This is a genomic window from Kribbella sp. VKM Ac-2571 (assembly GCF_004362255.1).
Classification (GTDB): Bacteria; Actinomycetota; Actinomycetes; order Propionibacteriales; family Kribbellaceae; genus Kribbella; species Kribbella pratensis.
Genome location: NZ_SNWS01000021.1, coordinates 44,565 through 69,321, shown reverse-complemented (window position 1 = coordinate 69,321; position 24,757 = coordinate 44,565). Strand labels below are relative to the sequence as shown.

Genomic DNA, 24,757 nt, shown 5'->3' with positions numbered 1-24,757 from the left:
CGATGTTGCTGCCGCTGGCGGACTTCACGGCGCCCAAGATCGAGTACAACGAGCTGGCTCCGCTGCTCGTCGTGTTCGGCGCGGCGTGCGTCGGCGTCCTGGTCGAGGCGTTCCTGCCGCGGCCGTTGCGGCACCTGGTGCAGCTGGCGATCACGGTGGTCGCCGTGGTTGTTTCCGGTGTGCTGACCGGCATCCTGATGAACGGCAAGAAGGAACTGCTCGCCGCTCAGGGTGCGATCTCGGTCGACGGCCCGGCGCTGTTCACCTGGCTGATCCTGCTGGCGCTGTCCCTGATCAGCGTGCTGCTGTTCGCGGAGCGCTCGATCGACGGCGGCCTGTCCGCGTTCGCCGGCCAGGCGGCTGCCGTACCGGGCTCCGACGCCGAGCGCGAGGGTACGGCGGCGCGCATCGAGCACACCGAGATCTTCCCGCTGACGCTGTTCGCGGTCGGCGGCATGATGCTGTTCGCGGCGTCGAACGACCTGCTGGTGCTGTTCGTCGCGCTCGAGGTGTTCTCGCTGCCGCTGTACCTGCTGTGCGGGCTGGCGCGCCGTCGCCGGCTGATCTCGCAGGAAGCCGCGATGAAGTACTTCCTGCTCGGTGCGTTCTCGTCGGCGTTCCTGCTGTTCGGGATCGCGCTGCTCTACGGGTACGCGGGCACGATGTCGCTCGGCGGGATCGCGGACGCGCTCAGCACGGACCTCGGCAGCGACACCATCCTGCTCGCCGGCACCGGCCTGCTGGGTGTCGGCCTGCTGTTCAAGGTCGGCGGCGTACCGTTCCACTCCTGGACGCCGGACGTGTACCAGGGTGCGCCGACGCCGGTCACCGGGTTCATGGCGGCCTGCACCAAGATCGCCGCGTTCGTCGGCCTGATGCGGGTCTTCTACGTCGCGCTCGGCGGCTCGCGCTGGGACTGGGCGCCGATGATGTGGATCATCGCGATCCTCACCATGGTGGTCGGTTCGATCGTCGCGATCACCCAGACCGACGTGAAGCGGATGCTGGCGTACTCGTCGATCGCGCACGCGGGTTTCCTGCTGACCGCGTTCGTCGGCCTCGCGCAGGTCGGGAGCGGTGTCCACACCGGCATCACCTCGACGCAGGCGGTGCTGTTCTACCTGGTCTCGTACGGCTTCCCGACCATCGGCGCGTTCGCGGTCGTCACGCTGGTGCGTGACGCGGGCGGTGAGGCGACGCACCTGTCCCGCTGGGCGGGCCTGGGCAAGAAGTCGCCGCTGCTGGCCGGGATCTTCGCGTTCTTCCTGCTGTCCTTCGCCGGGATCCCGCTGACCGCGGGCTTCACCGGCAAGTGGGCGGTCTTCAGCGCGGCGTGGACCGGTGGCGCGTGGCCTTTGGTCGTCGTCGCTGTCCTGTCGAGCCTGGTTGCCGCGTTCTTCTACGTCCGCGTGATCGTGCTGATGTTCTTCTCCGACCTGCCGGCCGACGCGCCGGACGTGGCGCTGCCGGGCTGGCAGACCACGTCGGCGGTCGCCCTGGGTCTTGCCGCCACGGTGGTTCTCGGTCTGGTTCCCGGACCGGTGCTCGACCTGGCGGCCCGAGCTGGTGAGTTCATCCGTTGAGTCCGACCCCGCTGCCGGCCGAGAGCCTGGGATTCGAGTTCGCCGACGCAGGCCTCGAGTCCCGGGTTCGTGCTGGGCTGGAGCGTGTGGAGCAGGCCCTGCTCGACGCGACCCAGTCGGAGGCGCCGTTCGTCACCGCGGCCGCCCAGCACGTCATGGTTGCCGGCGGCAAACGGTTCCGGCCGTTGCTGGTGCTGCTCGGGGCCGAGTTCGGCGCCGACGTCGCGTCCGATGAGGTGGTGAAGGCGGCGGTCGTCGTCGAGCTCACCCATGTCGCGACGCTGCACCACGACGACGTGATGGACGAGGCCGCGCTGCGGCGGGGCTCGTCGACCGCGAACGCGCGGTGGGACAACTCGGTCGCGATCCTGTCCGGTGACTGGCTGTTCGCCCGGGCGTCCGACCTGGTCGCGGATCTCGGGCCGGAAGCGGTCCGGATCCAGGCACGCACCTTCGGCCGGCTGGTCGAGGGTCAGATCCGCGAGACGATGGGCGTCGGCGAAGGCCAGGACCCGCTCAAGCACTACCTGTCGGTGGTCGCCGACAAGACCGGCTCACTGATCGCGACGTCCGCCCTCTTCGGCGCCCGGTACGCCGGTGCGTCCGAGGAGATCCAGGAGTCGCTGCGGGCGTTCGGCGAGGAGATCGGTGTGGCCTTCCAGCTCGCCGACGACCTGCTCGACATCGCGTCGGAGTCCGGCCAGTCCGGCAAGACCCCCGGCACCGACCTCCGCGAGGGCGTGCCGACCCTCCCGGTCCTGATCTTCCGCGCCCAGGCGGACCCGTCGGATCCCACGGACGCCCGCCTCCTGGACCTCCTGGACTCAGACCTCTCCGACGACGAGCGCCTGGCGGAAACCCTGGACCTGCTCCGCTCGCACGCCGCCTTCCGCCAAGCCGAAGACGACGTACGCCGCCGCGCGGCCGACGCCCGCAAACTCCTCACCACCCTCCCCGAAGGCCCCGGCCGAGAAGCCCTCGACACCCTCTGCGACCTGGTAGCCACCCGCTCCGTCTAGGGACGTGAGTGAGAGGTCCACCGGCCGTAAGGTTGGCGGATGGTCAGCACACTCGTGGGTGGTGCGGTCGCATTGGTCGGGTCGATCGTCGGCATCTTGCTCAGCCAGCGACTTCAGCGGAAGAGCGCTCGAGACGTGCAGATTCTCGAAGCCAAGGTGCGGATCTTAGGCGAATGCACCGAGGCGTTGTACGAGTATGCGCGGGTGAACTTCGGTCGAGCGAGAGCTCGCATTCAAGGGCAGCCTGAGACGATCCGGGAAGAGCTCCGGCAGGAGGTTTACCGCTGCGAGGCCAGGGCTCGATCGGCGATCGGCCAAGCGGGATACCTGAGCGGCAGCGACGGTCTGGATGACGACTTCGAGTCGGCGCACACAGCAGTTCACGCTTCAGTCAGGCGAAGGATCAGCGCGACCTCGAGCGTCGCCATGAACTGATCCAGACGAAGCTGAAAGGCGTTCTGCGTAAGGTCCGAGCGGAGTTGCAGAGGTAGCTGTCGGGAAACCGGACGGTTGGCCGGTGTTCTGGCGTGCGGGATGTGCACTCTCGACAGGTAGAGCACCCCGAGACACCGTACACATCGACCATTGCCACGCTCAGGTGCACTGCCGACCGCCCGACACCTCCTGTCGAGCTTGCACACGGCGCGAGTGAGCGAGCGTTTGACGCGAGGTCTGGGCGGCGCAGCGACTGTGTGCGATGCTGTGCCGACTATGGGTGAGCGGGATGTTGCGTTGCCGGTGGTGGGGCTGACGGTTGAGGCGTTGGCCGAGAGTGTGTTGCTGCATCTGCCGGCGTTGACCGATGCGTTGGTCGAGACGATCTACGAGCAGAACCCGGCATACCGCGAGATGGGTGCGGTGCCGCAGCAGGATCTGTGGCGGTCCTGTCATGACAACGTTGCTCGTGTCGTGCGGATGATTGCCGACAACGACGACCACTTCGACGCGGCGCAGGCGACCGGGCGGCGCCGGGCAGAGCAGCGGATGCCGCTGGATGACGTACTCAAGTCGTTCCGGCTCGGCGGGCGGCTGGTCTGGGAGGCGTTGATCGACGAGGCCCGTGTGCAGGGCGTGGTCGACTCCGAGGCGTTGCTGGATGTCGCGAGCAAGGTCTGGGAGGTCGTCGACCGAACGTCCTCGCAGGTCGCGGCCGCCTATCACGCCGCCGAACGGCAACTCGTCCGTGCCGACGAGCGCCGCAGGTCGACGCTCTGGGAGGGCCTGCTGCACGGCCCGCGGAAGGATCGGGCCTTCATTCAGGAGGCGGCCACCGTCCTCGACGTGCCCGTGAACGGCGGCTACGCGGTGGTGGCCATCGACAACCTGATCGACGACGAGTGCACGACATCCTTGTTGGTACGGCGCTTTGCGGGCCTCCGGATCGCTTCCGCTTGGCAGGTCCGTCCGCAGACCGTGGTCGGTTTGCTTGCGGTGGGCACGGAATCCCAGGTCACGGTGCTCCGCACGCTGCGTGACGTCGTCCACGCACCGGCAGGTCTGTCCGGCGTTGTCTCCGGACTGGCCGAGGTGAATATCGCGTACCGGCAGGCGATGCTGGCCCGGCGTACGCTGCCGGCCGGTCAGATCGACGTAGCGGCGCTGACCGAACGGCTGCCGGAGGCGTTGTTGCTCAGCGCACCGGAGTTGGCCGAGCAGCTCGTGCAGCACTGGCTGCTGCCGCTGATGACGGTACCCGTGGCCGAACGCGAACTGTTGCTCGACACGTTGGACAAGTGGGTGCTCGCGGCGGGTTCCGTACGTCGTACCGCCGATCTCGCGCACTGTCACCGCAACACGGTCATCAACCGCCTGCACCGGGTCCATCAGATCACCGGCCGTAACCTCAGCGACGAAGGCTTCCATCTGGAGCTTGGCCTTGCGTTGCGTGCTTTCAGGCTGTTCCCGCCGCCGGAGGGTGTCTGAGGATCCTGCGACACCCTCTGCGTGACCGAAGTGCCGGGCTGTGCGTTGTGCACAGTAAGACCGCGCAAAACGTGGGCATCGTGGCCATGCCGCCGCGCCGATGACGGTGCCAGACTGCGTTCCCAGCATTGCTCAGAGCTCGGAGGAACCTTGATGGCCGAACATCGTCGTTCGTTGGATCGACCAAGCGATCAACCGGCCGACAGACGCGGTCTGCTGGGCCGGCGCAAGGTCCTCGGGTACCTGATCGCCGCACCGACCCTCGCGGTCGGCGTGAGTTGGCTGACCAACGAGTCCGACCCGCGCACGGCCGATGCGGCGGTTCCCTCGGTGCCGCAGCCGTCGGACATCTTCGACCTCGGCGACCTGCAGAACCTGGCGGCGGCGCCGACGTCCGGGCTGATCACGGTCCAGCTGAAGTCCGACGGCACCGCGTACTTCGCCGTACCGCGGGCCGAGGTCGGCCAAGGCATCACCACCGCGTTCGCGATGATGGTCGCCGAAGAGCTGGATCTCCCGATGAACAAGGTCGAGATCGCGCTCGCCGACGCACGGCCGGAGCTGCTGATGAACCAGCTGACCGGCGGCTCGAACTCGATGCGCAGCATGTACCTCCCGGTGCGGACGGCCGCCGCGATCGCCCGGCAGCGCCTGGTGGAGACGGCCGCGGCGCACTGGGGCGTCGAGACCGGCCAGGTGACGACCCGCAAGGGTGTGTTGAGCGGTCCGAGCGGCCGCACGGCGACGTACGGCTCGCTGGCCGAGCTCGCGGCGACCGCGAAGACGATCACGGTGTCCGCCGAGCTCAAGTCACCGTCCGAGTTCACTGTCCTCGGGAAGCCGCGGAACCGCGTCGACGCCCACGACATCGTCACCGGGCGCAAGCAGTTCGCGATGGACCTGAACGTCCCCGGTGCGAAGCCGACGATGGTGGCCCGGCCGCCGACGATCAACGGGACGCTGCGGTCGATCAACAACCTCGCGGCGCTGCGGGCGATGCCCGGGATCACCGATGTCGTTGGAATCACCCACGGTGTCGCGATCAGGGGCGAGACGTTCGGTCAGTGCATCGACGCGATCCAGAAGGTCGACGCGACCTGGGGCCCGGGCACGGTGGACGGCGAGTCCGACGCCACCGTGCTGGCGAAGCTGCGGGCGGCCCAGTTGCCGATGGCCGCTCCGGCGCTGCCGCTGCTGACGAAGACGATCGACGCCGAGTTCGTGTTCGCGTTCGCCAGCAACAGCCCGCTCGAGCCGGACTGCGCGATCGCGGACGTCCGCCCGGACAGCGCCGAGATCTGGTCCTGCCTGAAGGTGCCGATCGTGGCGCAGGAGGACATCGCCAAGCAGCTGGGCCTGCCGATCGACGCGGTCAAGGTGCACGTCATCCAGGGCGGCGGCTCGTTCGGCCGGCACCTGTTCCACGACGTGGCGGCCGAGGCGGCGGAGATCTCGCAGAAGATGGGCAAGCCGGTCAAGCTGTCCTGGTCCCGCACCGACAACTTCCGCCAGGGTCGCACGCACCCGATGAGCACGTCCCGCGTCCGGGTGAACTACCTCGCCGGCAACGTACTCACCTACGAGCAGCGCCATACCAGTGTGGAAACCGACTTCGGTCATGGTCTCGGCGAGATGATCACGGCGTTCGCGGCGGACATTCCGGTCGGCGGCAACCTGTCGTTCGCCGAGACGATCTTCGCGCTCACCCAGTCGTCGCCGTACAACTTCGGCGTCACGACGCAGCTGCTCAACGAGATCCCGCTGAAGTTCAACACCGGCAGCATGCGCAACATCTACTCGCCGAACGTGGTCTGCGCGGAGGAGTTGGTGGTCGACCAGCTCGCCGCGAAGATGGGCCAGGACCCGGTCCGGTTCCGCCGGAACTTCCTCAAGGACCAGCGGTTGCTCGCGGTCCTGAACAAGGCGGCCGAGGTCGGCGACTGGGGCAAGGCGATGCCGAAGGGTACTGCGCAGGGCGTCGGTGTGCACTCGGAGTACCGGGCGGCCGTCGCGACGCTGGTCGAGATCGACTGCCGGCCGGAGACGGTGAACCGCCCGGTGGAGGGCGAAGGGGTCACCGGTCCGCGGGTGACCAAGGCGGTGATCGTCGTCGACCCCGGGTTCTGCATCAACCCGCGTGGTCTGGAGGCCCAGATGTTCGGCGGTCTGCAGGACGCGATCGCGCTGGCGCTGACGTCCAGCCTGCACATCAAGAACGGCATCCCGCTCGAAGGCAGCTGGGACAACTACTTCTACACGCGGCAGTGGAACTCGCCGCTGGACGTGCAGGTGGTGATCATGCCGAACACGAGCGAGAGCCCGAGCGGTGCCGGTGAGCTGGCGGTGGCGCCGGCGTTCGCCGCGATCGCGTGTGCCTATGCGCGGGCGACCGGCACGATGCCGACGTACTTCCCGATCAACCACGGCAAGCTGAGCTTCGAGCCGTTGCCGGTGCAGCCGTCCACCCCGCAGTCGCCGACCGACGGCCTCGACCACACGTTCTGAGGAATCCATGCCTACGCACACTTTCAAGCTCAACGGCAAGCAGATCAGCGTCGAGGCCGAGGACAACGTCCGGCTCCTGTGGGTTCTCCGGGACCTGCTCGGCGTCACCGGCCCGAAGTACGGGTGCGCGCTGGAGGTGTGCAAGTCGTGCACCTCGCACATCAACGGCAAGGCGTTCAACCCGTGCTCGGTGCAGGTGAAGGACATCGACCCGGCCGACGAGGTCACCACTATCGAAGGGCTGCCGGCGACGGTCGGCAAGGACCTGCACCCGATGCAGGAAGCCTGGCTGAAGTACGACGTCGCGCAGTGCGGGTACTGCCAGCCCGGCCAGATCATGGCGGCCGTCGCCAAGGTCAAACAGGCCCGGGCGGAGGGCCGCGACATCACGGACGCCGACCTCGACGAGCTGCGCAACATCTGCCGCTGCGGCACGTACACGCGGATTCGCGAAGCGGTCAAGGCGGGCGCGGAGGACATGGGTGCGTGACGTCCTCGCGCACGTCCGCCCTTGGTACGGAGAGCGGTTCGCACTCGCCACGGTGATCGACACGTTCCGCTCGGCCCCTCGCCAGCCCGGCGCATCGATGGCAGTGTCCGGCGACGGTGTGGCGGTCGGCAGTGTGTCCGGTGGGTGCGTCGAGGCCGACGTGTACGCCGTGGCACAGGACGTCATCCGGACCGGCGTACCGACGGTCCGCCGGTACGGCGTGTCCGACGACGACGTGTTCGCGATCGGCCTGACGTGCGGTGGCGTGATCGAGGTGTTGGTGGAACCAATCGATCGGGCATCGTTCGCGGAGTTCGAGCTGGTGGCCGCCGCGATCGAGTCCGGCCGGCCGATCGCGGTCGCGACCGTGGTCACAGCGGGTCTCGGTCGGCGCCTGGTCGTCGAGCCCGACCGGGTCACCGGCAGCCTGGGCGATCCGGGGCTGGACGCGGCGGTGGTCGAGGACGCGGTGGCGATGCTCGGCAACGGTTCCACCGCGATCAAGCAGTACGGCGCACACGGAGAATGCCGGCGTACCGAGGTGTCGGTGTTCGTGCAGGCGTTCACCCCGCCGCCGCGGATGTTCGTGTTCGGGGCGATCGACTTCGCGGCGGCCGTGGCGCGGGTCGGCAAGTTCCTCGGCTATCACGTGACGGTGTGCGACGCCCGCGCCGTGTTCGCCACCCGGGCACGGTTCCCCGAGGCGGACGAGGTCGTGGTCGACTGGCCGCATCGCTTCCTGGCCGGTGCACTCGACCAGATCGATCGCCGTACGGCGTTGTGCGTGCTGACCCACGATCCGAAGTTCGACGTACCGCTGCTTGAACTGGCTCTGCGGACGGACGCCGGCTACATCGGCGCGATGGGCTCGCGGCGTACCCACGACGATCGCCTGGCCCGCTTGCGATCCGCGGGCCTTACCGAGGACGGACTGGCCCGGCTGACCTCGCCGACCGGGCTGGATCTCGGCGCCCGGACGCCCGAGGAGACGGCGATCTCGATCGCGGCCGAGATCATCGCGACCCGTAACGCGGCGAGTGCCCGCCCGCTGTCGACGACCACCGGGCGGATCCACGGCGGCACCAACGAGCTCGTCACCTCGGCATGAGCTGACGGGTCGACGGGCGGTGGTCCTCGACGTACCCGCCGTCGGGACGCCGGACGATCCGGCCGGTCTCGATGCCGTGCGTCGCGATCTCGGTGTCTTGTTGCTGCAGGCCCAGGCAGATGCGACGGGTGATGTGTAGCGCCGCAGGCGGGCCGAGGATCAGGAGGATCTGGAACACCCGCAGCAACGTGTTGAACGAGAGATGGAACTGTACGGCGATCGTGTCGGCGCCGGCGGCCGCCCACAGGACGCCGTAGAAGACGATGCCCGCGACGCCGATGCCGGTCCGGATCGGGTTGGCACGCGGCCGCTCGAGCACGTGGTGTTCCTCCCGGTCGCCCGTCAGCCGTTCCTCGATGAACGGGTAGACCGCGACGAGCGCGAGGAACAGCGTGCAGATCGCAACCGGCAACAGGACGGCGAAGCTGATCGTCCTTCCCCACCAGACGACTTCCCAGCCCGGTGCGAGCCGGAGCGAGCCGTCCAGGAAGGCGAGGTACCAGGCCGGTCCGACACCGGCCGAGGTGTCCGCCGGGTCGGCCGGGCCGTACAGCCACACCGGGTTGATGGTCGCCGTCGCGGCCATGACCAGTGAGACCCCGACGACGAAGCAGAACAAGCCGGCGCGCTTGATCACGGCGACGGTCGCCGCGCGGCCTCCGACGGTCTGGTCGGACTTCCGCCTGAGGGCAAGGAAGAGTACGACGATCACGGCGGGCAGGACGGCGATGTGCAGCGGGTAGAACCGCGAGATCACATCGCCGGGGAACTCGCCGCCGAACAGCAGCGACGACAGGGAGGAGCCGACGAACGGCGTGGCCTGCAGGACACCGTCGAGTACGGCGAGACTCGTCCCGGACGCCATGTCGTCCGGAAGCGAGGTGCCGGTGAGGGCTGCGCCCAATGTGATGACGAGGAGGCCGAAAACCACCAGCCAGTTCAGGCGTCGTGGCCGCCGGAAGCCGGCGGTGAAGAACAACTGCAGCAGGTGCAGCAGGATCGCCGCCACCATGATCAGCGTGGCCCAGTGATGGAGCTGGCGGATCAGCAACCCGCCGCGGGTCTCGAAGGTGATCGCCAGCGTCGAGTCCAGCGCCCGCGACATCTCCGTTCCGCGCAGCGGACCGTACGGCCCGTCGTACACGACGTGTTCTGCCGACGGCTTGTAGTCCAGCATCAGGACCACGCCGCTGAGCAGGATCACGACGAAGCTGTAGAAGGCCACCTGCCCGAACAACAACGACCAGTGGTTGGGAAATACTCTCGCTCGCAGATTGCTCGTAGGAAGCTGCATGCTCGACCTCCCTCGGTCACTCATACGACCCCGCAACCGGCGAGAATGTGACGTCCCGTGTCGCACATCACTGACCGCGGACGTGGCCGGTAGCTGTCGGCGTACGGACGGTGTCTGCAACGGGCTCGTGGTGGAACCGAGCGCCGCTATCGTCTCCGCGTGACTGAACGCAGCCTTGCCGGTGGCCGATACGTCCTCAGCGAGCCGCCGATCGGCGTCGGCGGCATGGGCACGGTCTGGAAGGCGTTCGACACCGTCCTGCACCGCGAGGTCGCGGTGAAGGAACTGCGCATCATCGAGGGCCTGAGCCTTGCCGACCGCGACAAGGTGCGGGCCAGGGGACTGCGGGAGGCCCGGGCCGCGGCCGGCCTCGACCACCCCGGCATCGTCACCATCCACGATGTCGTGGACGAGGGCGGTCGCCCGTGGATCGTGATGCGGCTGCTGCCCGGCCGATCGCTCGACCAGGCTGTCGGGACCGACGGGCCGTTGAGTCCGCGCCGTGCGGCCGAGCTCGGCGTGCGGCTGCTCGACGCACTGACCGCCGCGCATGCCAAAGGCGTTTTGCACCGCGACGTCAAACCGCAGAACGTGATGCTGGGCAGCGACGGCAACTGGATGCTGACCGACTTCGGCATCGCCTCGGTCGCCGGTGAGACACGGACGCTCACCGGCACCGGGATGGTGACCGGTACGCTCGGCTACATCGCACCCGAACGCCTGTCGGGCGCCGAGCCGGGTCCGCTGCAGGACCTGTGGTCGCTGGGCGCGACGCTGTATTTCGCCGTCGGGGGGCGGCCCGCGCACGACCACGAAGACCTGCCCGCGATGCTGGCGTCCGTGCTGACCCGCGACCCCGAGCTGCCGAAGCACGCCGGGCCGCTCGGCCCGGTCATCGCCGGCCTGATGGACCGCGATCCCGCTCGGCGCCTGGACGCCGCGACGGCGCGGCAGCGGATGGCCGCGATCGCCGGGGGATACCCGACCTTCGAGACCCCGACCGTCGTCGTGCCCGCGAACCAGCCGACGGTTCAGCTCGGCGGATCCACGAAGCTCCTCGAGCAGGAGCCTGGCCCGGTACCGCAGAACCGGGTACTGCGCGCCTTGGTCCTGCTGCTCGTGGCGTTGAACGGCGCGGGCGGTGCGCTGCTCGGCCTCATCGTCTACGGACTGACCGATGGAATGCCGCTGGGTATCTTCGTCGGGCTCGTCGTGGCCTTCGCGCTTGGCGGCGGGCTCGGGGCCTGGCTGGTGCCGCGCATCGGACGATCGCTCGGCCTGCCCCTGACACTCATCGGTGCGGCGCTGTTGACCGGTGGGTCGATGCTTGCCGCGGGCGCCGGCACCATCCTGTCGTCGTCGGTCGTCTCGGTGGTCTCCGCCGGTGTTGCCCTGGTGTTCTTCGCGGGCTGGCATCGCGTGAGCCGGTCGCTGCGGGAGCGCGTCGTACCGGCTGAACTGCTCGGCAGCGTGACCGCGTTCCATCGCAGGATCGCGGTCGCCGCACTGCTGATCGGTGGCGTCGTCGCGGGCGGCTTCCTGTGGCTGAACGAGCAGAACGATCTTGTCGACGGCAACTACATCGTCGGCGTGCTGAGCGTTGCGGGCTTCGTGGTGATCGGCGCCGCGCTGATCGCTGTACCCGCGTTGAAGCCGGCCGGACCACCGAAGCGCGGTGCGCTGATCGCCACCGTGACCGCCGGCCTCCTCGCCCCACTCTTCGTCGCCGGACAGGCGGTCGCCGGGTACGTCGGGCGGCTCGACGACTTCAAGAGCGCGCCGGACGTCTGCTCGTTCGACGTCCTGTCGGGGGATCGCATCAATCAGGTCATGGGAAGCTCGCCCGACCCCGAGAACAACAGTTCCGGTGACTTCATCGACTGTGACTGGAAACGATCGGACGAGAGCGAGGGTAAGGACGCCGCCGAGTTCGAGGTCGAGCTCATCCGGTACGACACCGAGCGCGGCGCCGTACGAGAGATGCAACGGGACCGTGAATCGGCCACCGACCTCGGCAAGACCGTCACCGACCTCTCCCTCGGCACCGAATCCTTCCGCCGGCCGTACGACGGCACGATCGACTCCGAGGACACCATCGGTCTCACCGTGCAGGTCCGCGTCGAGAACCTCGTCCTCGAACTGGATCTTGACCAGTCGGAGTCGCTCGGTGCTCCCGCCCCGGCCAGGCTGGAGGCGTTGGCCGCCGACCTGACCCGCGAGCTCGAGAGCCGGCAGCCGAAGCGCTAAGCCCGGCGCCGGAGCGCCGGGCGTAGCCGGGTTGGTCAGGTGCGGCGGACTGCCAGGCCGTCGATCTGGTAGACCTTGCCGGCTGTTCTGGTGGTCAGGAGCACCGATCCGGTCAGGAAGGTCGACGGGACCGGCAGCGGTACGACTGCCTGGTACGCGAGCGACGGGTTGCTCAGATCGACGATGCCGACCGACTTCCCGTTGTAGTAGACGGTCAGGCTGCCGCAGGTCGAGCACTTCGTCGCCACGAGCCAGAGGCGCTTGGCCTGGACACTGCTGCGCGCAACGGAGATCCCGGTCTTGGTGGTGACCGTCGCGGTGCCCAGGTAGTACGCCGAGTTGGTCGTCCGGGTCCATCCGGTCGAGGCGCTCATCGCGCGATCGTCCGACGGACGGGAGAAGCAGCGGTCGGCAGTCCAGGTGGACAGGTTGCCGACGACATCCCGGGCCCGGACCGAGACGCAGTACTCGTACCCGGGCGCCAGGCCGATCGTGACCGAGGTGGCCGTCGTACCGGACTTCACCGGGGCGTACGCGCCGAAGTTGCCTGCTGTCGGTGCGATCCGCCAGCGGGAGTCGTACGAGGCGACCGGCGTGCCGCTGTCGTCGGAGGCGGTGTAGGTGACGGTGGCGGTCGCCGCCTTCGTCACGTCGAAGACCGGCCCGGTGATCCACACGTTGGGCGCGCTCATGTCGACCAGCACGTACCGGAAGGCAACGCTGGCGTGCCCGTCGGCGTCGACCGCCTTCACCCGGAACTTGTGGGAGCCGACCGACACTCCGCTCTTCTGGTACGGCGAGGTGCACGGAACGGCCGGCGTCTCGTCCAGCTGGCACGTCGTGGTCACCGGACCTGCCATGCCGTTGGTGTCGAACGGGATGCTCACGGTGGTGCCCATCGGCGTGGAGGTCGAACCGATGCTCACGCGCGCGCCTTGCCACACCGCCGACCCGATGCGGTCCGTGCCTTGCGTGCGGTAGATGGTCTCGCCCGCTCCGAGGGTGCCGTCGGCCCCGACCGGCAACGTCACGAGGGCGCTGCCGCCGAACGCGATCGGCTGTGTCATCAGCACCTCGGAGCCGTCGGGTGACCACGTGATGCCCACCGGCCGCTGTTCGGTCGCGGTGCCGAGCTTCGGCGTACCGCTGCCGACCGGGCGGATCGCGGGGGCGTTGCCGTCGATGTACGCGATCCAGCGGTTGTCCGGCGACACCGACGGCATGGTGCTCTGCTCGGTGCCCGCGAAGGTGCCGGTCATGACTCCGGCGGCCTTGGCCTCGACGATGGCCAGCCGTCCGCTGGTCTGGTCCTTCACGATCAGGTTCGAGTTGCTCGACCAGGTCGGCATCTGCAGGTTGCAGCCCACCCGGATCGGCGTCCCGCCGGTTGCGGCCACGATCTCCACGCAGGAACCGGCGTTCGGCTGCAGTCGCTCGAAGGCGATCCTCGACCCGTCCGGCGACCAGGCCAGGCGGATGATGCCGGAGGAGCCGTCGAGAATCTGCACCGGCGTCGCGTGCGGGATGTCGGCCCGCACGCGCCAGATGGCGAGCTGCCCCTTCGCGAAGGCGATCTCCCGTCCGTCGGGCGAGGCTGCGACGACGTCGCCGATGATCTGGGTCGGGCCGTCCGGCGCGAGCGGGACGACCTGCTGACCGCCGGGTACGGCGATCTGGCCCGCGTACGTGCGGGTGTTGCCGTTCTCGAGCCAGATCGTGTGGCCGACGGTGATCGCCCGATGGGCGGCCGGAAGCGTGATCGGCGTACTGGCCGAACCTTCGCCCTCGGCGTTCTTCGCGGCGACCGAGTAGGTCGCGCCGGGAATGTGCTCCGACTCGTGCCACTGGTACCCGACGTCGTTCCAGGCGGGCTGCCAGGGCAGGACCGTGTCGGTGCCGCCGACGACCCGGTGGATGTTGTAGCCGGTCACGCCGTCGTCGTTGGCGTCCGGCGCCGCCGTCCAGCGCAGATCGACGCCCGTCAGGGTGCCGGCCAGCTTGACGTCCAGCGGGGTGGACGGCAACTTCGCCGCTCGAGTCACCTTGGTGGGGGCGGGCAGCGCGGAGGCGGGCAGGGCCGCGGTCAGGCCGACAGCGGCCAGCGCGATCGGCGCGAGCACTCGGAAGGTCGTGCGCACAGGGTTCCTCGAATCGGGACGGCGAGAACCGGAAGGTTCTCGTTCGCCCGTATATCGAGATACTCGAACGTTTGTTACGGCGGTTGCAGCAACCTGCAACCGCCGTAACAAAACCGTGGTTCAGCAGCCGACGCCTCAAATCGCGGAAGCTGTGACCGCCGCGCGTTCGAGGGCGAGGTTGCGGCGGCGGGTGTGCATGCTGTCGAACGTGAACAGCGCCAGCGCGACCCACACCAGGCCGAAGCCGACCCAGCGCATCGGCGTCATCTGCTCGTGGAAGATCACCAGGCCGCAGATGAACTGCATGATCGGCGCGATGTAGTTCAGCAGCCCGAGGGTCGTCATCGAGACCCGGGTGGCCGCGGCGCCGAAGAGCAGCAGCGGTACGGCGGTGATCGGCCCGGTCAGCAGCACCAGCACGAGGTACGCCGTCCCGTGGTGGGTGACCGTGGCGTCGCCGTGCAGCCCGAGGGCGACGATCCCCGCGACCGCGAACGGTAGGACCGTGCCGGACTCGATCGCCATCCCCTCGATCGCGCCGGCGCCGGCCTGCTTCTTCGCCAGCCCGTAGAACCCGAACGAGAACGTCAGGATGATCGCCACCCACGGCGGCCGCCCGTTCTCGACGGTCAGCCCGGCGACGGCCACGAACGCGATCCCCAGTGCGGTCCACTGCACCGGCCGGAGCCGTTCCTTGAGGACGAAGACGCCGAGCAGGACCGTGAACAGCGGCGTGATGAAGTACCCGAGCGAGGTCTCCACGACGTGACCGTTGCCGACGCCCCAGATGTAGGTGCCCCAGTTCACCGAGATCAGGAACGCCGCCGCGATCAACGGCCACCGCCGCCGTGGTTCGGCCAGTAGGGCCTTCACGGCCGCGAACTTCCGCAGTACGGCGACCAGGATCACGATCGTGACCAGCGACCAGAGCACCCGGTGGGCCAGGAGTTCGAGGGCCCCGGACTGGTCGAGCAGCTTCCAGTACAGCGGGAACAGGCCCCAGATCAGATACGCGGCGAACCCGTAGGTGAATCCTTTTCGCTGTTCTGGCACGGTGCTCAGCCTATGCCTGACCGACAGCCGCATCCAATCACTTTGCTCATGACGTGAGACGGGCGCGGCCTCCCGCGTGGATACCCTGTGCGCACTTCACGGACCCACAGGAGGAATCGGATGGCGCAGTCCCGCGGCAAGCTCATCGACGAGTTGACCGACGACGTCACACGGACGGCGCTCGCTTCGGCCAACCTCACCGCGGAGGATCGGGTGCTGGCCGGGCAGCGGGTGCGGCAGGCGATCGCAGCGGAGGCCATGGGGGCGCACCGCGATGTGGTCGCGGCGACCGTCGGCCAGCAGGACAGTCCTGAAGCGGAGCCGTTCAGCGCCTACCTGAACAGCAACGACCGGCCGCACGTCGAGCAGGACCAGGCACGGCCGGAAACAGCGGCGGCACGAAAGCTGGCGGCGGAGCTGCTGGCCGCCGACAGCCGGACCAACACCATGGACGCGCAGCGGACCGGGCGCGCCGAGGACTACATCGCGCACGCGGTGGTGTTCGCCGCGGAGGCGGCGGCCAGGAAAGCGCCCGGTGGACCGTCCCAGGCACCTGCTGCCGCCGCGGGTGCCGCCGCCGGTGCGGCCGCCGGTACTGCCGCCGGAGCCGGTGCGGTGGCCGCTCCGGTCGTCGCCGTCAAGGCCGGAGTGGCAGTTACCAGAGAGAAAGAGGTCGGTGTGTACAGGCGTGGACCGTCCATCGGATGACGTGTGACGTGAGGCCGCTGGTGTGATGCGGTTGGATGGAGGTGTGGACACCAGGAGGCGCACGTGAGTGTGAGGACCGGTCTGGTCTCGGTGACGTTTCGTCAGTTGCCGGTCGACCAGGTGGTGGAGGTGGCGGCGAAGTCCGGGCTCGCGGCGATCGAATGGGGCGGTGACGTGCACGTCCCGCTCGGCAACCTGGTCAACGCCAAGCGGGTCCGGAACCTGACCGAGGTACACGGCCTGCAAGTCGCGGCGTACGGCTCCTATCTGCGGGCGGGCAGCGTGGACCGCGAGGAGATGCGCTCAGCGGTCGCCACCGCCGAGGCGCTCGGCGCGCGCCGGATCCGGGTCTGGGCAGGCAATGTCGGTACGGCGGAGGCGGGCGTCGGCGACCGGATGGCGGTGACCCGTGGACTGGGCGAGCTCGCCGACATGGCCGCCGGTGCGGGGATCGAGATCGCGATGGAGTTCCATCGCAACACGCTCACCGACGAGGTCGACTCGACGATCACGCTGCTGCTGGACGTCGGCGCGCCGAACCTCACGACGTACTGGCAGCCGCCGGTCGATCTCGACGACGCGGAGTGCCTGCAGCAGCTCGAGGCGTTGATGCCGTGGCTGAGCACGGTGCACGTGTTCTCGTGGTGGCCGTCGAACAACCGGCTGCCGCTCGCGGCCCGGGAGTCGCTGTGGCGGCCGGTCCTCGACCGCCTCGCCGCCGAGCCGCGCGAGATCAACGCGCTGCTGGAGTTCGTCGCGGACGACTCACCCGAGCAGCTCACCAAGGACGCCGCCGACCTCCACAGCTGGGTCTGACAACCCAGCCCGGTCCTAGTCCGGGAGGTAGATCGCCAGGATCAGGGTTCCCTTGGTGGGTTTGCCCTCGGCGATCGTGAGGATGGCGCGCTCGGAGCGGGCGGCGCCGTGTGCGTCCCAGCCGATGCCCATGCCGCCGGCGTCCGGCGCGACGCCGAGGCCGGTCTCGGTCTTGCCAACCGTGAGACTGGCCCGGAACTCGCCGGTGCCGAGCATCGAGCCTCCATAGGCGACGACGTACGGCTGATCCGCCGGGGTGTCCGCTACGAGACGCCGGTCCGGGCCAGGAGCGGTCTTCACCTGCGCGAGCCGGTACCGATACCCGGCCACCTCCGTCTGCTCCGGGAGTTCCATCCCGTCGATGACCCGCTGCGGTCCCTGGAAGTAGATGCCCAGACCCAGCCGGACATCCGGCGGCATGCCGACCAGGTTCGGGCTGGTCGGCAGGACCTTCGCGACCACATCGACGCGTTGCCCAGCCGGTGCCGGCGAGGCGATCGTGAAGCCGCTGCCTTTCCCGGCGTCGGTCGAGCTCGCGTCGCAGGTCGCCGTGAACGGCTGCCCGGGGCCGATACGCATCTCCACGGTGTACGGCGGGTTGCGGTCGCCGCCGGACCCCGCGTTCGCCGTACAGAACGGGCGCAAGGACAGCTTGGCCCCCGTTGAGGTGAAGCTGAACCGCACCTCGAGGCGTCCCGGATCGGCGACCTTCGCGGCGGCCAAGGTATCGCCACCGATCGTCCTCCGGTAGACCACGCCGTCCTTTTGGTACGCGCCCGCGTCGACCGGCGCGTACCGTGCCGGTGCGCCGTTGCTGCTCGGCGGGTTGGGCGAGGTGGAGTAGATGCCGAACCAGATCCGGCCGCTCTCGCCGGCCGGCTTGCCGGACTCGAGATCGATCAGCTCGGCGGAGACCTGGGCCGGCCTGCCGACCGGGGAGCCCAGCCAAAAGGCCGAGTCGGGCGCAAGTGTGACGCCGCTGTCGATCGCCCACGAGTCCGGGCCGCTGTCGCAGCTCGCGTCGCCGAGGTACCAGCCGTTGATGCGGAAGCGGATCGCGGACATGCCGGCAGCGGCCTCGCAGTTGGCGTGGACGGTGATCGAGTCGGTGGTCGGGGTCCACGCGAACGACAGACTGCTCTGGCCGCGGTCGCCGATCCATGCCTTGAGCAACTTGTCGTTGCCGACCGTTCCGGGGACCGTGAGGCCGTCGCGGGTGTAGTCCTCGGGTGGGTTGTCGGCCGGTGGCGTCGGCCGCATGGTGGGGACGACGGTGGCCGCGACGGCCGCGAGTACGGCGACCACACCGAGCGCGGCGAAGGTACGGCGCTGCTTGGTGCGGCGGATCTTCTGCCGCACACCGGGCAACAGGTCGCCCGGGTGCTGGTCGGCGGTGGTGGCGCGAGTGGTGAGCTCGTCGCGCAGGTCCTGGAGGTTCATCACGGGGTCTCCAGTTCTGCTGGGGTGGCAAGGGAAGGGTCGAGGCGGAGCTTGGCGAGAGCCTTGGCGGTCTGGCTCTTGACGGTGCCGACGGAGCTGCCCATGAGGCGGGCGGTCTCGGCCTCGCTGAGGTCTTCGTAGAAGCGCAGTACGACGACCGCGCGTTGACGGCGGGGGAGGCGGCCGATGGCGTCCCACAGGTCGAGCCCGTCGTCGCCGTCCGCGGTGGGAGCCTCGGGGAGTTCCTCGGTCGGGATCTCACCGTTCCAGCGGCGTCGCCACCAGGAGGAGTACGTCGTGACCAGGATCCGCCGGACGTACGGCTCCGGGTTGTCCTCGCGGATCCGGGACCAATGGAACCACGCCTTCGCCAGCGCGGTCTGGACCAGGTCCTCGGCCAGCGCGTGGTCGCGGGTCAGCAGGTAGGCGGTCCGCAGCAGGGCCCGCGAGCGCGCGGTGACGAACGTGTCGAAGGTGTCCGTGCCGTCGTCGTCGTGCACCGCGGTCACCCCCGTCGCCAGGACTCCGTCGTCGATGCTCACATCCTGCTGGACCGGCCGGCCGTTGCGGAAAGTTGCCTGCCGTGTCGGAAAGTCTGCTGCGTGTCGGAAATTTCCCGTGAGCGCTGACCAAGAGGCGGAAAATGACGGAATGCTGTTCCGGGACAGATTCCTTCACCGCCCCGGAGGTGTCCGATGTCCAGCACTCGACCGTTGCCGCGGCTGCTCGCCGTACTCCTGCTGTTCGTAGCGACTCTCACCGCTTCACAGGTCGTGGCCACGACCGTCGCCCATGCGGACGGCTGTTACACGTGGGGCCGCCAGCTCAGCGAAGGCATGTCCGGCGCGGACGTGCGGCAGCTGCAGATCCGGGTCTCCGGATATCCCGGGTACGGCGCGCACCTGGCGATCGACGGCGAGTTCGGCCCGGCCACGAAGGCTGCGGTGCAGCGCTTCCAGGCGGCCTACGGGCTGACCCAGGACGGAGTCGCCGGCTCGGCCACGTTCAGCAAGATCTACGCGCTGCAGGACGACGACTGCACGCCGATCCACTTCACGTACGCCGAGCTCGACGACGGCTGCGGCGGATCGGGGTACGACGGCGGTCCGCTGTCCGAGGCGGCGACCAAGGCCAACGCGCTCGAGACGATGTGGCACCTGGAGGCGATGCGGCACGCGCTCGGTGACCAGCCGCTCAACATCACCAGCGGTTTCCGCAGCTACTCGTGCAACAGCCAGGTCGGCGGCGCCAGCAACAGCCAGCACCTCTACGGCCGGTCCGCGGACCTGGTCGGCAGTCCCTCGCTCTGCACTCTCGCCAAGCAAGCTCGCTACCACGGCTTCGGTGGCATCTTCGGCCCCGGCTACCCGGACCACAACGACCACACCCACGTAGACATCCGCACCACCAACTCCTGGAGCGCCCCCAACTGCGGCATCTAGTGCCCCGACAAGAATCGTTCGGGTCGCAAGTCCGTCAGCTCGGCCGGTCAGCGTCGTATGCCCGTACGGCGGCGTGACGTGCTCGTGAGGACTCCCCAAACCGGTTTGGGGAGTCCTGCCTACCCGAATCGGGAGGTAGGACTCCCCGGTCTGTGCGCAGACATTCCCCAAACCGGTTTGGGGAGGAGCGCCTCCCCGGATCAGGAGGTAGGACTCCCCGGTTGATGCGCAGGCTCCTCCCCGAACTGGTTTGGGGAGGAGCCTGCGTAGGTGGGGTGGGGGTGGCCCTCGGGTTCACAGCAGTTGGCTCACGGTGTGGATGGTGAGGCCGACCAGGGCTCCGACGACGGTGCCGTTGATGCGGATGAACTGGAGGTCGCGGCCGACGTGGAGTTCGATGCGGGCGGCGGCTTCGCGGCCGTCCCAGCGCTCGATGGTGTCGGAGATGACCGAGACGATCTCTTGGCCGTACGTGCGGACGACGTACCCGACGGCCTCGGCCGCGCGGCTGTCGACCTTCGCACGTAGCGCCTCGTCGTCCTGGAGCCGTTGCCCCAGCTCCTGCAGAGCCCGGACCCCGCGGGCCCGCAGCGTGCTCTGAGGATCGTTGATCGAGTCGATCAAAGCGGTGCGCAGAGCGTCCCAGACCGCGGTCAGGCTCGAGCCCATGTCCGGATGGGTCAGCATCCGCGCCTTCCACGCCTCGAACCGCGCCATCGTGTCCGCGTCGTGCTGCAGGTCGGCCCCCAGCTGCGCGAGCAGCCGGTCGATCGCCCGGCGGGCCGGATGCGACTGGTTGTCCCGGACGTCGGCCAGCCACGCCAGCGCCTCGCGATGGATCCGGTCGATCACCATCCGGTCCACCCACTGCGGTGACCATCGCGGCGCCCGCGGCCCGACGACATCCGCCAGCAGGTCCCGGTTGTCGGCCAGCCAGTCGTGCGCCTCGACCAACAGGAGATCCAGCAGCGCGTGGTGGGCGCCGTCCTCGACCACCGACTCCACGAAGTGCCCGGCGATCGGGCTCAACGGTTCCTTCACGAACCGCGGCAGCAACGACCCGCTGACGAACGCGGTCACGTCGTCGTCGCCGAGTTTCGGCAGCGCCGCTCCGACCGTGCGCGCGCCTTCGGCAACGATCCGTTCGGCGTGGTTGCCGGCCGCAAGCCACTCACCGGCCCGCCGGCTCACCTCCGCGGTCCGCATCTTCTCCCCGACGACCTCCTCGGAGAGGAAGTTCTCGGTGACGAACTGCTCCAGGCTCTCGGCCAGGCTGTCCTTCCGGGTCGGCACGATCGCGGTGTGCGGGATCGGCAGCCCGAGCGGCCGCCGGAACAGCGCCGTCACCGCGAACCAGTCCGCCAACGCACCCACCATCGCCGCTTCGGCCGCCGCGTTCACGTACGCCCAGCCGCCGCTGCGGTGCAGTGTCACCACGTAGATCACCGCGGCCAGCACCAGCAGCGCCAACGCCACCGACCGCATCCGCCGCAGCCCACGCCGCCGTACCAGATCGGCCGTGCCCAACGTCAAGGTCGCCATACCCCGATCTAACCAAGTCGGCGGTGAGGAACCCCTCAGGCAAGTACCTGAGTGGCCCCGCGTCGTTCCATGAGACCGGAAATCGCGGCCAGGATCAGCCCGGCGACGGCGAGGGCGGCACCGAGGCGGCTGGGCCATTCGTAGCCGTAGCCGGCGGCCAGTACGACGCCGCCGAGCCAGGCACCGAGCGCGTTGGCGATGTTGAGCGTGGAGTGGTTCAGCGACGCGGCCAGCGACTGCCCTTCGTGCGCGACGTCCATCAGGCGGGTCTGCAGCGCCGGCACCAGGATGCTCGCGGAGCAGCCCATCGCGAACACACCGACCAGCGCGCCCGGCCGGGTCTGCGCGAGCCAGCCGAACGTTCCCAGTACGACGGCGACCGCGACCAGCCCGCCGTACACGCTGCCCATCAACCACCGGTCGGCGAGGCGTCCACCGAGGACGGTGCCGGCGGTCATGCCCACGCCGTACACGCCCAGGACGATCGTCACGGCGGACTCGGAGAAACCGGCCAGTTCCGTCATCGTCGGGGTGATGTACGAGTACGTCGCGAACATCCCGCCGAACCCGACCATCCCGACCAGCAGCGCCATCCACACCTGCGGCCGGGCCAGCGCGCTGAGTTCGCTGCGCACGTTGACGTCGCTCCCGACCGGCTGCGGCGACACCCAGAACCAGACCGCGACCAGCGTCAGCAGGCCCAGTACGCCGACCGCGAGGAACGGCACCTGCCACCCGAGTTGCTGGCCCAGCAGCGTCGTCACCGGCACGCCGATGATGTTCGCGATCGGGAGCCCGACCATCGTCACCGACACCGCGCGGGCGCGCCGGTCCGGCGGCACCAGCGACGCGCCGACCACCGCGCCGATCCCGAAGAACGCGCCGTGCGGCAGGCCGGACAGGAACCGTGCGGCCAGCAGGAACTCGTAGCTCGAGGCAACCGCCGACAGCACGTTGCCGACCACGAACACCGCCGTCAGCCCGAGCAGCAACCGTTTGCGCCCGGTCCGCGCGCCGAGCGCCGCGATCACCGGAGCGCCGACCACGACGCCCAGCGCGTACGCCGAGATCACGTGGCCGGCCGTCGGGATCGAGATGTGTACGCCCTCCGCGATCTGCGGCAGCAGCCCCATCGTGACGAACTCGGTGGTCCCGATCGCAAACCCACCCGTCGCCAACGCGAACAACGCCAGATTGACGTGCCGCGCGGTGTCAGGACCGACTGAAGTTGTCACACCTGATTGTCGCAAAGACCAGCAGAGCCACCGCGAGCAGGGCGAAGACCGCGTTCCCGATCAGGTCCACCGTGTGCGGCGCGGGGAAGACCGGCTCCTCGGGGAACGCGTGCCATGCGTAGGTCAGCAAGGTGCCGCCCGCCAGCGCCATCGCGTGCTTCGGCGTCCAGCCCGTACGGCGCGAGCAGCGCACCAGAACGACCGCCGCCAGGACGTCGATGGCGAGCATTACCGCAGCACCCAGCCGGCCGTTCTTCACCAGGTCGCTCGTCAGCATCCATCCCGAGCTCACCGCCAGACCTGCCACCGCGAACACCCACGCCGAAGGCACGGTTCCCGGAGTACGACGCGGGGCACGTCGGCCGACGCGTGCCGCGAGGACGACCAGGACGGCAACGGCGACCACTACGCCCGCGAACTGGGCCGGGGATGCGACGAACGGGTCCGTCCCGAGCTGGATGGCGGTCGTGGCGACGATGCCGAGCACGAACAAGGCGCCGTACACACTCAGACCGACCTTGCCCAGCCAGGGTTCGCGCGGCCGTCGCGACATCGACTCGACCAGCACGATCGGCACCGTGATGCTCCAGATCGTGTGCAGTCCGAGCACGAGCAGCGTCCACGGCGCTCCCATCCCGAGAAAGCCGACATGTCCCGGGTCCAGGAGTCGCTGGCCGGCGTAGTTCGGGTTGAACAACGACTGCGTGGTGATGCCCTCCTCGAGAACGCCGTACGCGAGCGCGAGGATCATCACGCTCGGGTAGCCCCAGCCGCGTCGCCGGACAATCTCGCGGATCAGGACCGCGCCGCCGCCGTACAGCGGGCCAGGCCCAGCAAGGCGAACAGCGCGCTGATCGGAATGTTTCCGAGCAGGAATTCCGCCACCAGGGGTGACAGGAAGAACAGGCCGAGGGCGGGCAGGCTGCGCTTCACGCTGTTCTGCCTTGGGGCGGTCATCGTCATACCCATCACTCTCGTGGCCGGCGACCGGTCGCGCGGATGCGATCCGTCCGGATCCTGTGCTGACGGATGTCATGGCATTGTGGGAGCATCCGGCATGGCCAACTTCGGGGACTATCAGTTGCAGATCTACCTGCAGGGGATGCTGCAGGGGGTGACGCCGGAGATCACGACCGATCTGGCGCGGCTGGAGTCGCAGGCGGCCGGGAAGCTGCCGCTCGAGGCGATGGGGTACATCGTGCCGAGCGCGGGCAGCGGCGCGACCGCGCGGGCCAACCAGGCGGCGTTCGAGCGCTGGCGACTGGTGCCGCGGATGCTGCGCGGCAGCACCGAACGCGATCTGTCCTGCACGGTCCTCGGTACGGCGATGCCCGCGCCGGTCCTGATCGCGCCGATCGGCGTACAGACCCTCGCGCACCCGGACGGTGAGCTGGCGACCGCACGCGCCGCGAACACCCTCGGCCTGACCTACACGCACTCGACCCAGGCCAGCCACGCGATCGAGCAGATCGAGGCGACCAGCAAGTGGTTCCAGCTGTACTACCCGACCGACCGCGACGTCTGCCTGAGTTTCCTGCAGCGCGCGAAGGCCGCGGGGTACGCCGTACTCGTCGTCACCCTGGACACCGGGACGATCGGGTGGCGGCCGACTGATCTGGACCGCGGGTTCCTGCCGTTCCTGAAGGGGGAGGGGCTGGCGAACTACTTCAGCGATCCGGCGTTCCGGTCGAAGCTGGCCAAGCCGATCGAGGAGGATCCTGGTGCGGCGGTGATGCACTGGGCGCAGATGTTCCCGAACGTCGGCCTGTCCTGGGACGACCTGTCGTTCCTGCGCGACAACTGGGACGGCCCGATCGTCCTCAAGGGCATCACCCACGTCGAGGACGCCAAGCTCGCGGCCGAGCACGGCGTGGACGGCCTCGTCGTCTCGAACCACGGCGGCCGCCAGGTCGACGGCGCGATCGCCTCACTGGACGCACTCCCGGCGATCGCGGACGCGGTCGGCGAACAGCTCACGATCCTCTTCGACTCCGGCGTACGCACCGGCGCCGACGCGGCCAAAGCACTCGCCCTCGGCGCGAAGGCGATCCTCCTGGGCCGCCCGTTGCTCTACGGCCTCGCCCTGGCCGGCCAAGCCGGCGTAGAACACGTCCTCCGCTGCTTCCTCGCCGAACTGGACCTGACCCTGGCCCTCTCCGGCCACGCCAACCACCGAGAACTAAACCGCGACTCGGTAGCCCGCGCATAATGCGT

Annotated in this window: 21 protein-coding genes; 12 read left to right on the top strand and 9 right to left on the bottom strand. The window is 69.0% G+C overall.

Annotated elements, in window-relative coordinates; all coding sequences use genetic code 11:
* Positions 1-2: 2 nt before the first annotated feature.
* The 7 genes from nuoN (at position 3) to EV651_RS35165 (ending at position 8,628) form a co-directional block, all read left to right on the top strand.
* Positions 3-1,583 (top strand): NADH-quinone oxidoreductase subunit NuoN, encoded by a 1,581-nt coding sequence (gene nuoN, locus EV651_RS35195; protein WP_133789683.1) that lies wholly within the window; start codon positions 3-5, stop codon positions 1,581-1,583.
* Positions 1,580-2,602: a polyprenyl synthetase family protein gene (locus tag EV651_RS35190; RefSeq protein ID WP_133789583.1), complete on the top strand. Its 1,023-nt coding sequence runs from the start codon at positions 1,580-1,582 to the stop codon at positions 2,600-2,602. The genes nuoN and EV651_RS35190 overlap by 4 nt, the downstream gene beginning before the upstream one ends.
* A gap of 39 nt (positions 2,603-2,641) precedes the next feature.
* Positions 2,642-3,037, top strand: a complete 396-nt coding sequence (locus EV651_RS35185; protein ID WP_133789582.1) for a hypothetical protein — start codon at positions 2,642-2,644, stop codon at positions 3,035-3,037.
* 276 nt (positions 3,038-3,313) lie between these two features.
* Positions 3,314-4,525, top strand: a complete 1,212-nt coding sequence (locus EV651_RS35180; RefSeq protein ID WP_133789581.1) for a CdaR family transcriptional regulator — start codon at positions 3,314-3,316, stop codon at positions 4,523-4,525.
* A gap of 174 nt (positions 4,526-4,699) precedes the next feature.
* Positions 4,700-7,030: a molybdopterin cofactor-binding domain-containing protein gene (locus EV651_RS35175; RefSeq protein ID WP_238157396.1), complete on the top strand. Its 2,331-nt coding sequence runs from the start codon at positions 4,700-4,702 to the stop codon at positions 7,028-7,030.
* A gap of 7 nt (positions 7,031-7,037) precedes the next feature.
* On the top strand, positions 7,038-7,520 hold the full coding sequence (locus tag EV651_RS35170) for a (2Fe-2S)-binding protein (RefSeq protein WP_133789579.1): 483 nt from the start codon (positions 7,038-7,040) through the stop codon (positions 7,518-7,520).
* On the top strand, positions 7,513-8,628 hold the full coding sequence (locus EV651_RS35165; RefSeq protein ID WP_133789578.1) for an XdhC/CoxI family protein: 1,116 nt from the start codon (positions 7,513-7,515) through the stop codon (positions 8,626-8,628). Before EV651_RS35170 ends, EV651_RS35165 begins: the two co-directional genes overlap by 8 nt.
* On the opposite strand, the gene EV651_RS35160 is transcribed toward EV651_RS35165, so the two are convergent.
* On the bottom strand, positions 8,615-9,922 hold the full coding sequence (locus EV651_RS35160) for a cytochrome bc complex cytochrome b subunit (RefSeq protein ID WP_133789577.1): 1,308 nt from the start codon (positions 9,920-9,922) through the stop codon (positions 8,615-8,617). The two genes, EV651_RS35165 and EV651_RS35160, sit on opposite strands and share 14 nt — an antisense overlap.
* Before the next feature lie 159 nt (positions 9,923-10,081).
* On the opposite strand from EV651_RS35160, the gene EV651_RS35155 reads away from it, so the two are divergent.
* Positions 10,082-12,169, top strand: a complete 2,088-nt coding sequence (locus EV651_RS35155; RefSeq protein ID WP_133789576.1) for a bifunctional serine/threonine protein kinase/MFS transporter — start codon at positions 10,082-10,084, stop codon at positions 12,167-12,169.
* 35 nt (positions 12,170-12,204) lie between these two features.
* Here the strand turns inward: EV651_RS35155 and EV651_RS35150 are convergent, their stop codons facing one another.
* Together EV651_RS35150 and rarD are read right to left on the bottom strand one after the other, a co-directional pair.
* A complete protein-coding gene (locus tag EV651_RS35150) occupies positions 12,205-14,307 on the bottom strand; it encodes a PD40 domain-containing protein (RefSeq protein WP_133789575.1) in 2,103 nt (700 codons plus the stop codon).
* A 135-nt stretch (positions 14,308-14,442) separates the two neighbouring features.
* Entirely contained in the window at positions 14,443-15,360 is a 918-nt protein-coding gene (gene rarD, locus EV651_RS35145; RefSeq protein WP_133789574.1) for an EamA family transporter RarD, read from the bottom strand.
* A gap of 120 nt (positions 15,361-15,480) precedes the next feature.
* Between rarD and EV651_RS35135 the strand changes: the two genes are divergently transcribed.
* Together EV651_RS35135 and EV651_RS35130 are read left to right on the top strand one after the other, a co-directional pair.
* A complete protein-coding gene (locus tag EV651_RS35135) occupies positions 15,481-16,068 on the top strand; it encodes a hypothetical protein (RefSeq protein ID WP_166658894.1) in 588 nt (195 codons plus the stop codon).
* Between the two features lie 63 nt (positions 16,069-16,131).
* Positions 16,132-16,884: a sugar phosphate isomerase/epimerase gene (locus EV651_RS35130; RefSeq protein ID WP_133789571.1), complete on the top strand. Its 753-nt coding sequence runs from the start codon at positions 16,132-16,134 to the stop codon at positions 16,882-16,884.
* Positions 16,885-16,899: 15 nt separating this feature from the next.
* Here the strand turns inward: EV651_RS35130 and EV651_RS35125 are convergent, their stop codons facing one another.
* Together EV651_RS35125 and EV651_RS35120 are read right to left on the bottom strand one after the other, a co-directional pair.
* On the bottom strand, positions 16,900-18,324 hold the full coding sequence (locus tag EV651_RS35125) for a hypothetical protein (RefSeq protein ID WP_133789570.1): 1,425 nt from the start codon (positions 18,322-18,324) through the stop codon (positions 16,900-16,902).
* Positions 18,324-18,866 (bottom strand): SigE family RNA polymerase sigma factor, encoded by a 543-nt coding sequence (locus tag EV651_RS35120; protein ID WP_133789569.1) that lies wholly within the window; start codon positions 18,864-18,866, stop codon positions 18,324-18,326. Before EV651_RS35120 ends, EV651_RS35125 begins: the two co-directional genes overlap by 1 nt.
* Before the next feature lie 153 nt (positions 18,867-19,019).
* Between EV651_RS35120 and EV651_RS35115 the strand changes: the two genes are divergently transcribed.
* Positions 19,020-19,766 (top strand): D-Ala-D-Ala carboxypeptidase family metallohydrolase, encoded by a 747-nt coding sequence (locus tag EV651_RS35115; protein WP_133789568.1) that lies wholly within the window; start codon positions 19,020-19,022, stop codon positions 19,764-19,766.
* 294 nt (positions 19,767-20,060) lie between these two features.
* Here EV651_RS35115 and EV651_RS35110 read toward each other — a convergent pair whose 3' ends face one another.
* Genes EV651_RS35110 through EV651_RS41655 form a run of 4 tightly spaced genes read right to left on the bottom strand, consistent with a single transcriptional unit; the run spans position 20,061 to position 23,506 of the window.
* Positions 20,061-21,308: a DUF445 domain-containing protein gene (locus tag EV651_RS35110; protein WP_133789567.1), complete on the bottom strand. Its 1,248-nt coding sequence runs from the start codon at positions 21,306-21,308 to the stop codon at positions 20,061-20,063.
* 35 nt (positions 21,309-21,343) lie between these two features.
* On the bottom strand, positions 21,344-22,543 hold the full coding sequence (locus tag EV651_RS35105) for an MFS transporter (RefSeq protein WP_238157395.1): 1,200 nt from the start codon (positions 22,541-22,543) through the stop codon (positions 21,344-21,346).
* Positions 22,521-23,294, bottom strand: a complete 774-nt coding sequence (locus tag EV651_RS35100) for a hypothetical protein (protein ID WP_133789565.1) — start codon at positions 23,292-23,294, stop codon at positions 22,521-22,523. The genes EV651_RS35105 and EV651_RS35100 overlap by 23 nt, the downstream gene beginning before the upstream one ends.
* Before the next feature lie 44 nt (positions 23,295-23,338).
* Complete coding sequence (locus EV651_RS41655) at positions 23,339-23,506, bottom strand: hypothetical protein (RefSeq protein WP_166658893.1); 168 nt, start codon at positions 23,504-23,506, stop codon at positions 23,339-23,341.
* A gap of 94 nt (positions 23,507-23,600) precedes the next feature.
* Here EV651_RS41655 and EV651_RS35095 point away from each other — a divergent pair, with 94 nt between their 5' ends.
* A complete protein-coding gene (locus EV651_RS35095) occupies positions 23,601-24,752 on the top strand; it encodes an alpha-hydroxy-acid oxidizing protein (RefSeq protein WP_133789564.1) in 1,152 nt (383 codons plus the stop codon).
* The last annotated feature ends 5 nt before the right edge of the window (positions 24,753-24,757 follow it).

Coding starts and splice junctions, on each gene's coding strand:
- nuoN (WP_133789683.1), top strand. CDS start 3: ATGTTGCTGCCGCTGGCGGACTTCACGGCGCCCAAGATCGAGTACAAC.
- EV651_RS35185 (WP_133789582.1), top strand. CDS start 2,642: ATGGTCAGCACACTCGTGGGTGGTGCGGTCGCATTGGTCGGGTCGATC.
- EV651_RS35180 (WP_133789581.1), top strand. CDS start 3,314: ATGGGTGAGCGGGATGTTGCGTTGCCGGTGGTGGGGCTGACGGTTGAG.
- EV651_RS35170 (WP_133789579.1), top strand. CDS start 7,038: ATGCCTACGCACACTTTCAAGCTCAACGGCAAGCAGATCAGCGTCGAG.
- EV651_RS35160 (WP_133789577.1), bottom strand. CDS start 9,922: ATGCAGCTTCCTACGAGCAATCTGCGAGCGAGAGTATTTCCCAACCAC.
- EV651_RS35135 (WP_166658894.1), top strand. CDS start 15,481: ATGGCGCAGTCCCGCGGCAAGCTCATCGACGAGTTGACCGACGACGTC.
- EV651_RS35125 (WP_133789570.1), bottom strand. CDS start 18,324: ATGAACCTCCAGGACCTGCGCGACGAGCTCACCACTCGCGCCACCACC.
- EV651_RS35115 (WP_133789568.1), top strand. CDS start 19,020: ATGTCCAGCACTCGACCGTTGCCGCGGCTGCTCGCCGTACTCCTGCTG.
- EV651_RS35110 (WP_133789567.1), bottom strand. CDS start 21,308: ATGGCGACCTTGACGTTGGGCACGGCCGATCTGGTACGGCGGCGTGGG.
- EV651_RS35100 (WP_133789565.1), bottom strand. CDS start 23,294: ATGATCCTCGCGCTCGCGTACGGCGTTCTCGAGGAGGGCATCACCACG.
- EV651_RS41655 (WP_166658893.1), bottom strand. CDS start 23,506: ATGACGATGACCGCCCCAAGGCAGAACAGCGTGAAGCGCAGCCTGCCC.
- EV651_RS35095 (WP_133789564.1), top strand. CDS start 23,601: ATGGCCAACTTCGGGGACTATCAGTTGCAGATCTACCTGCAGGGGATG.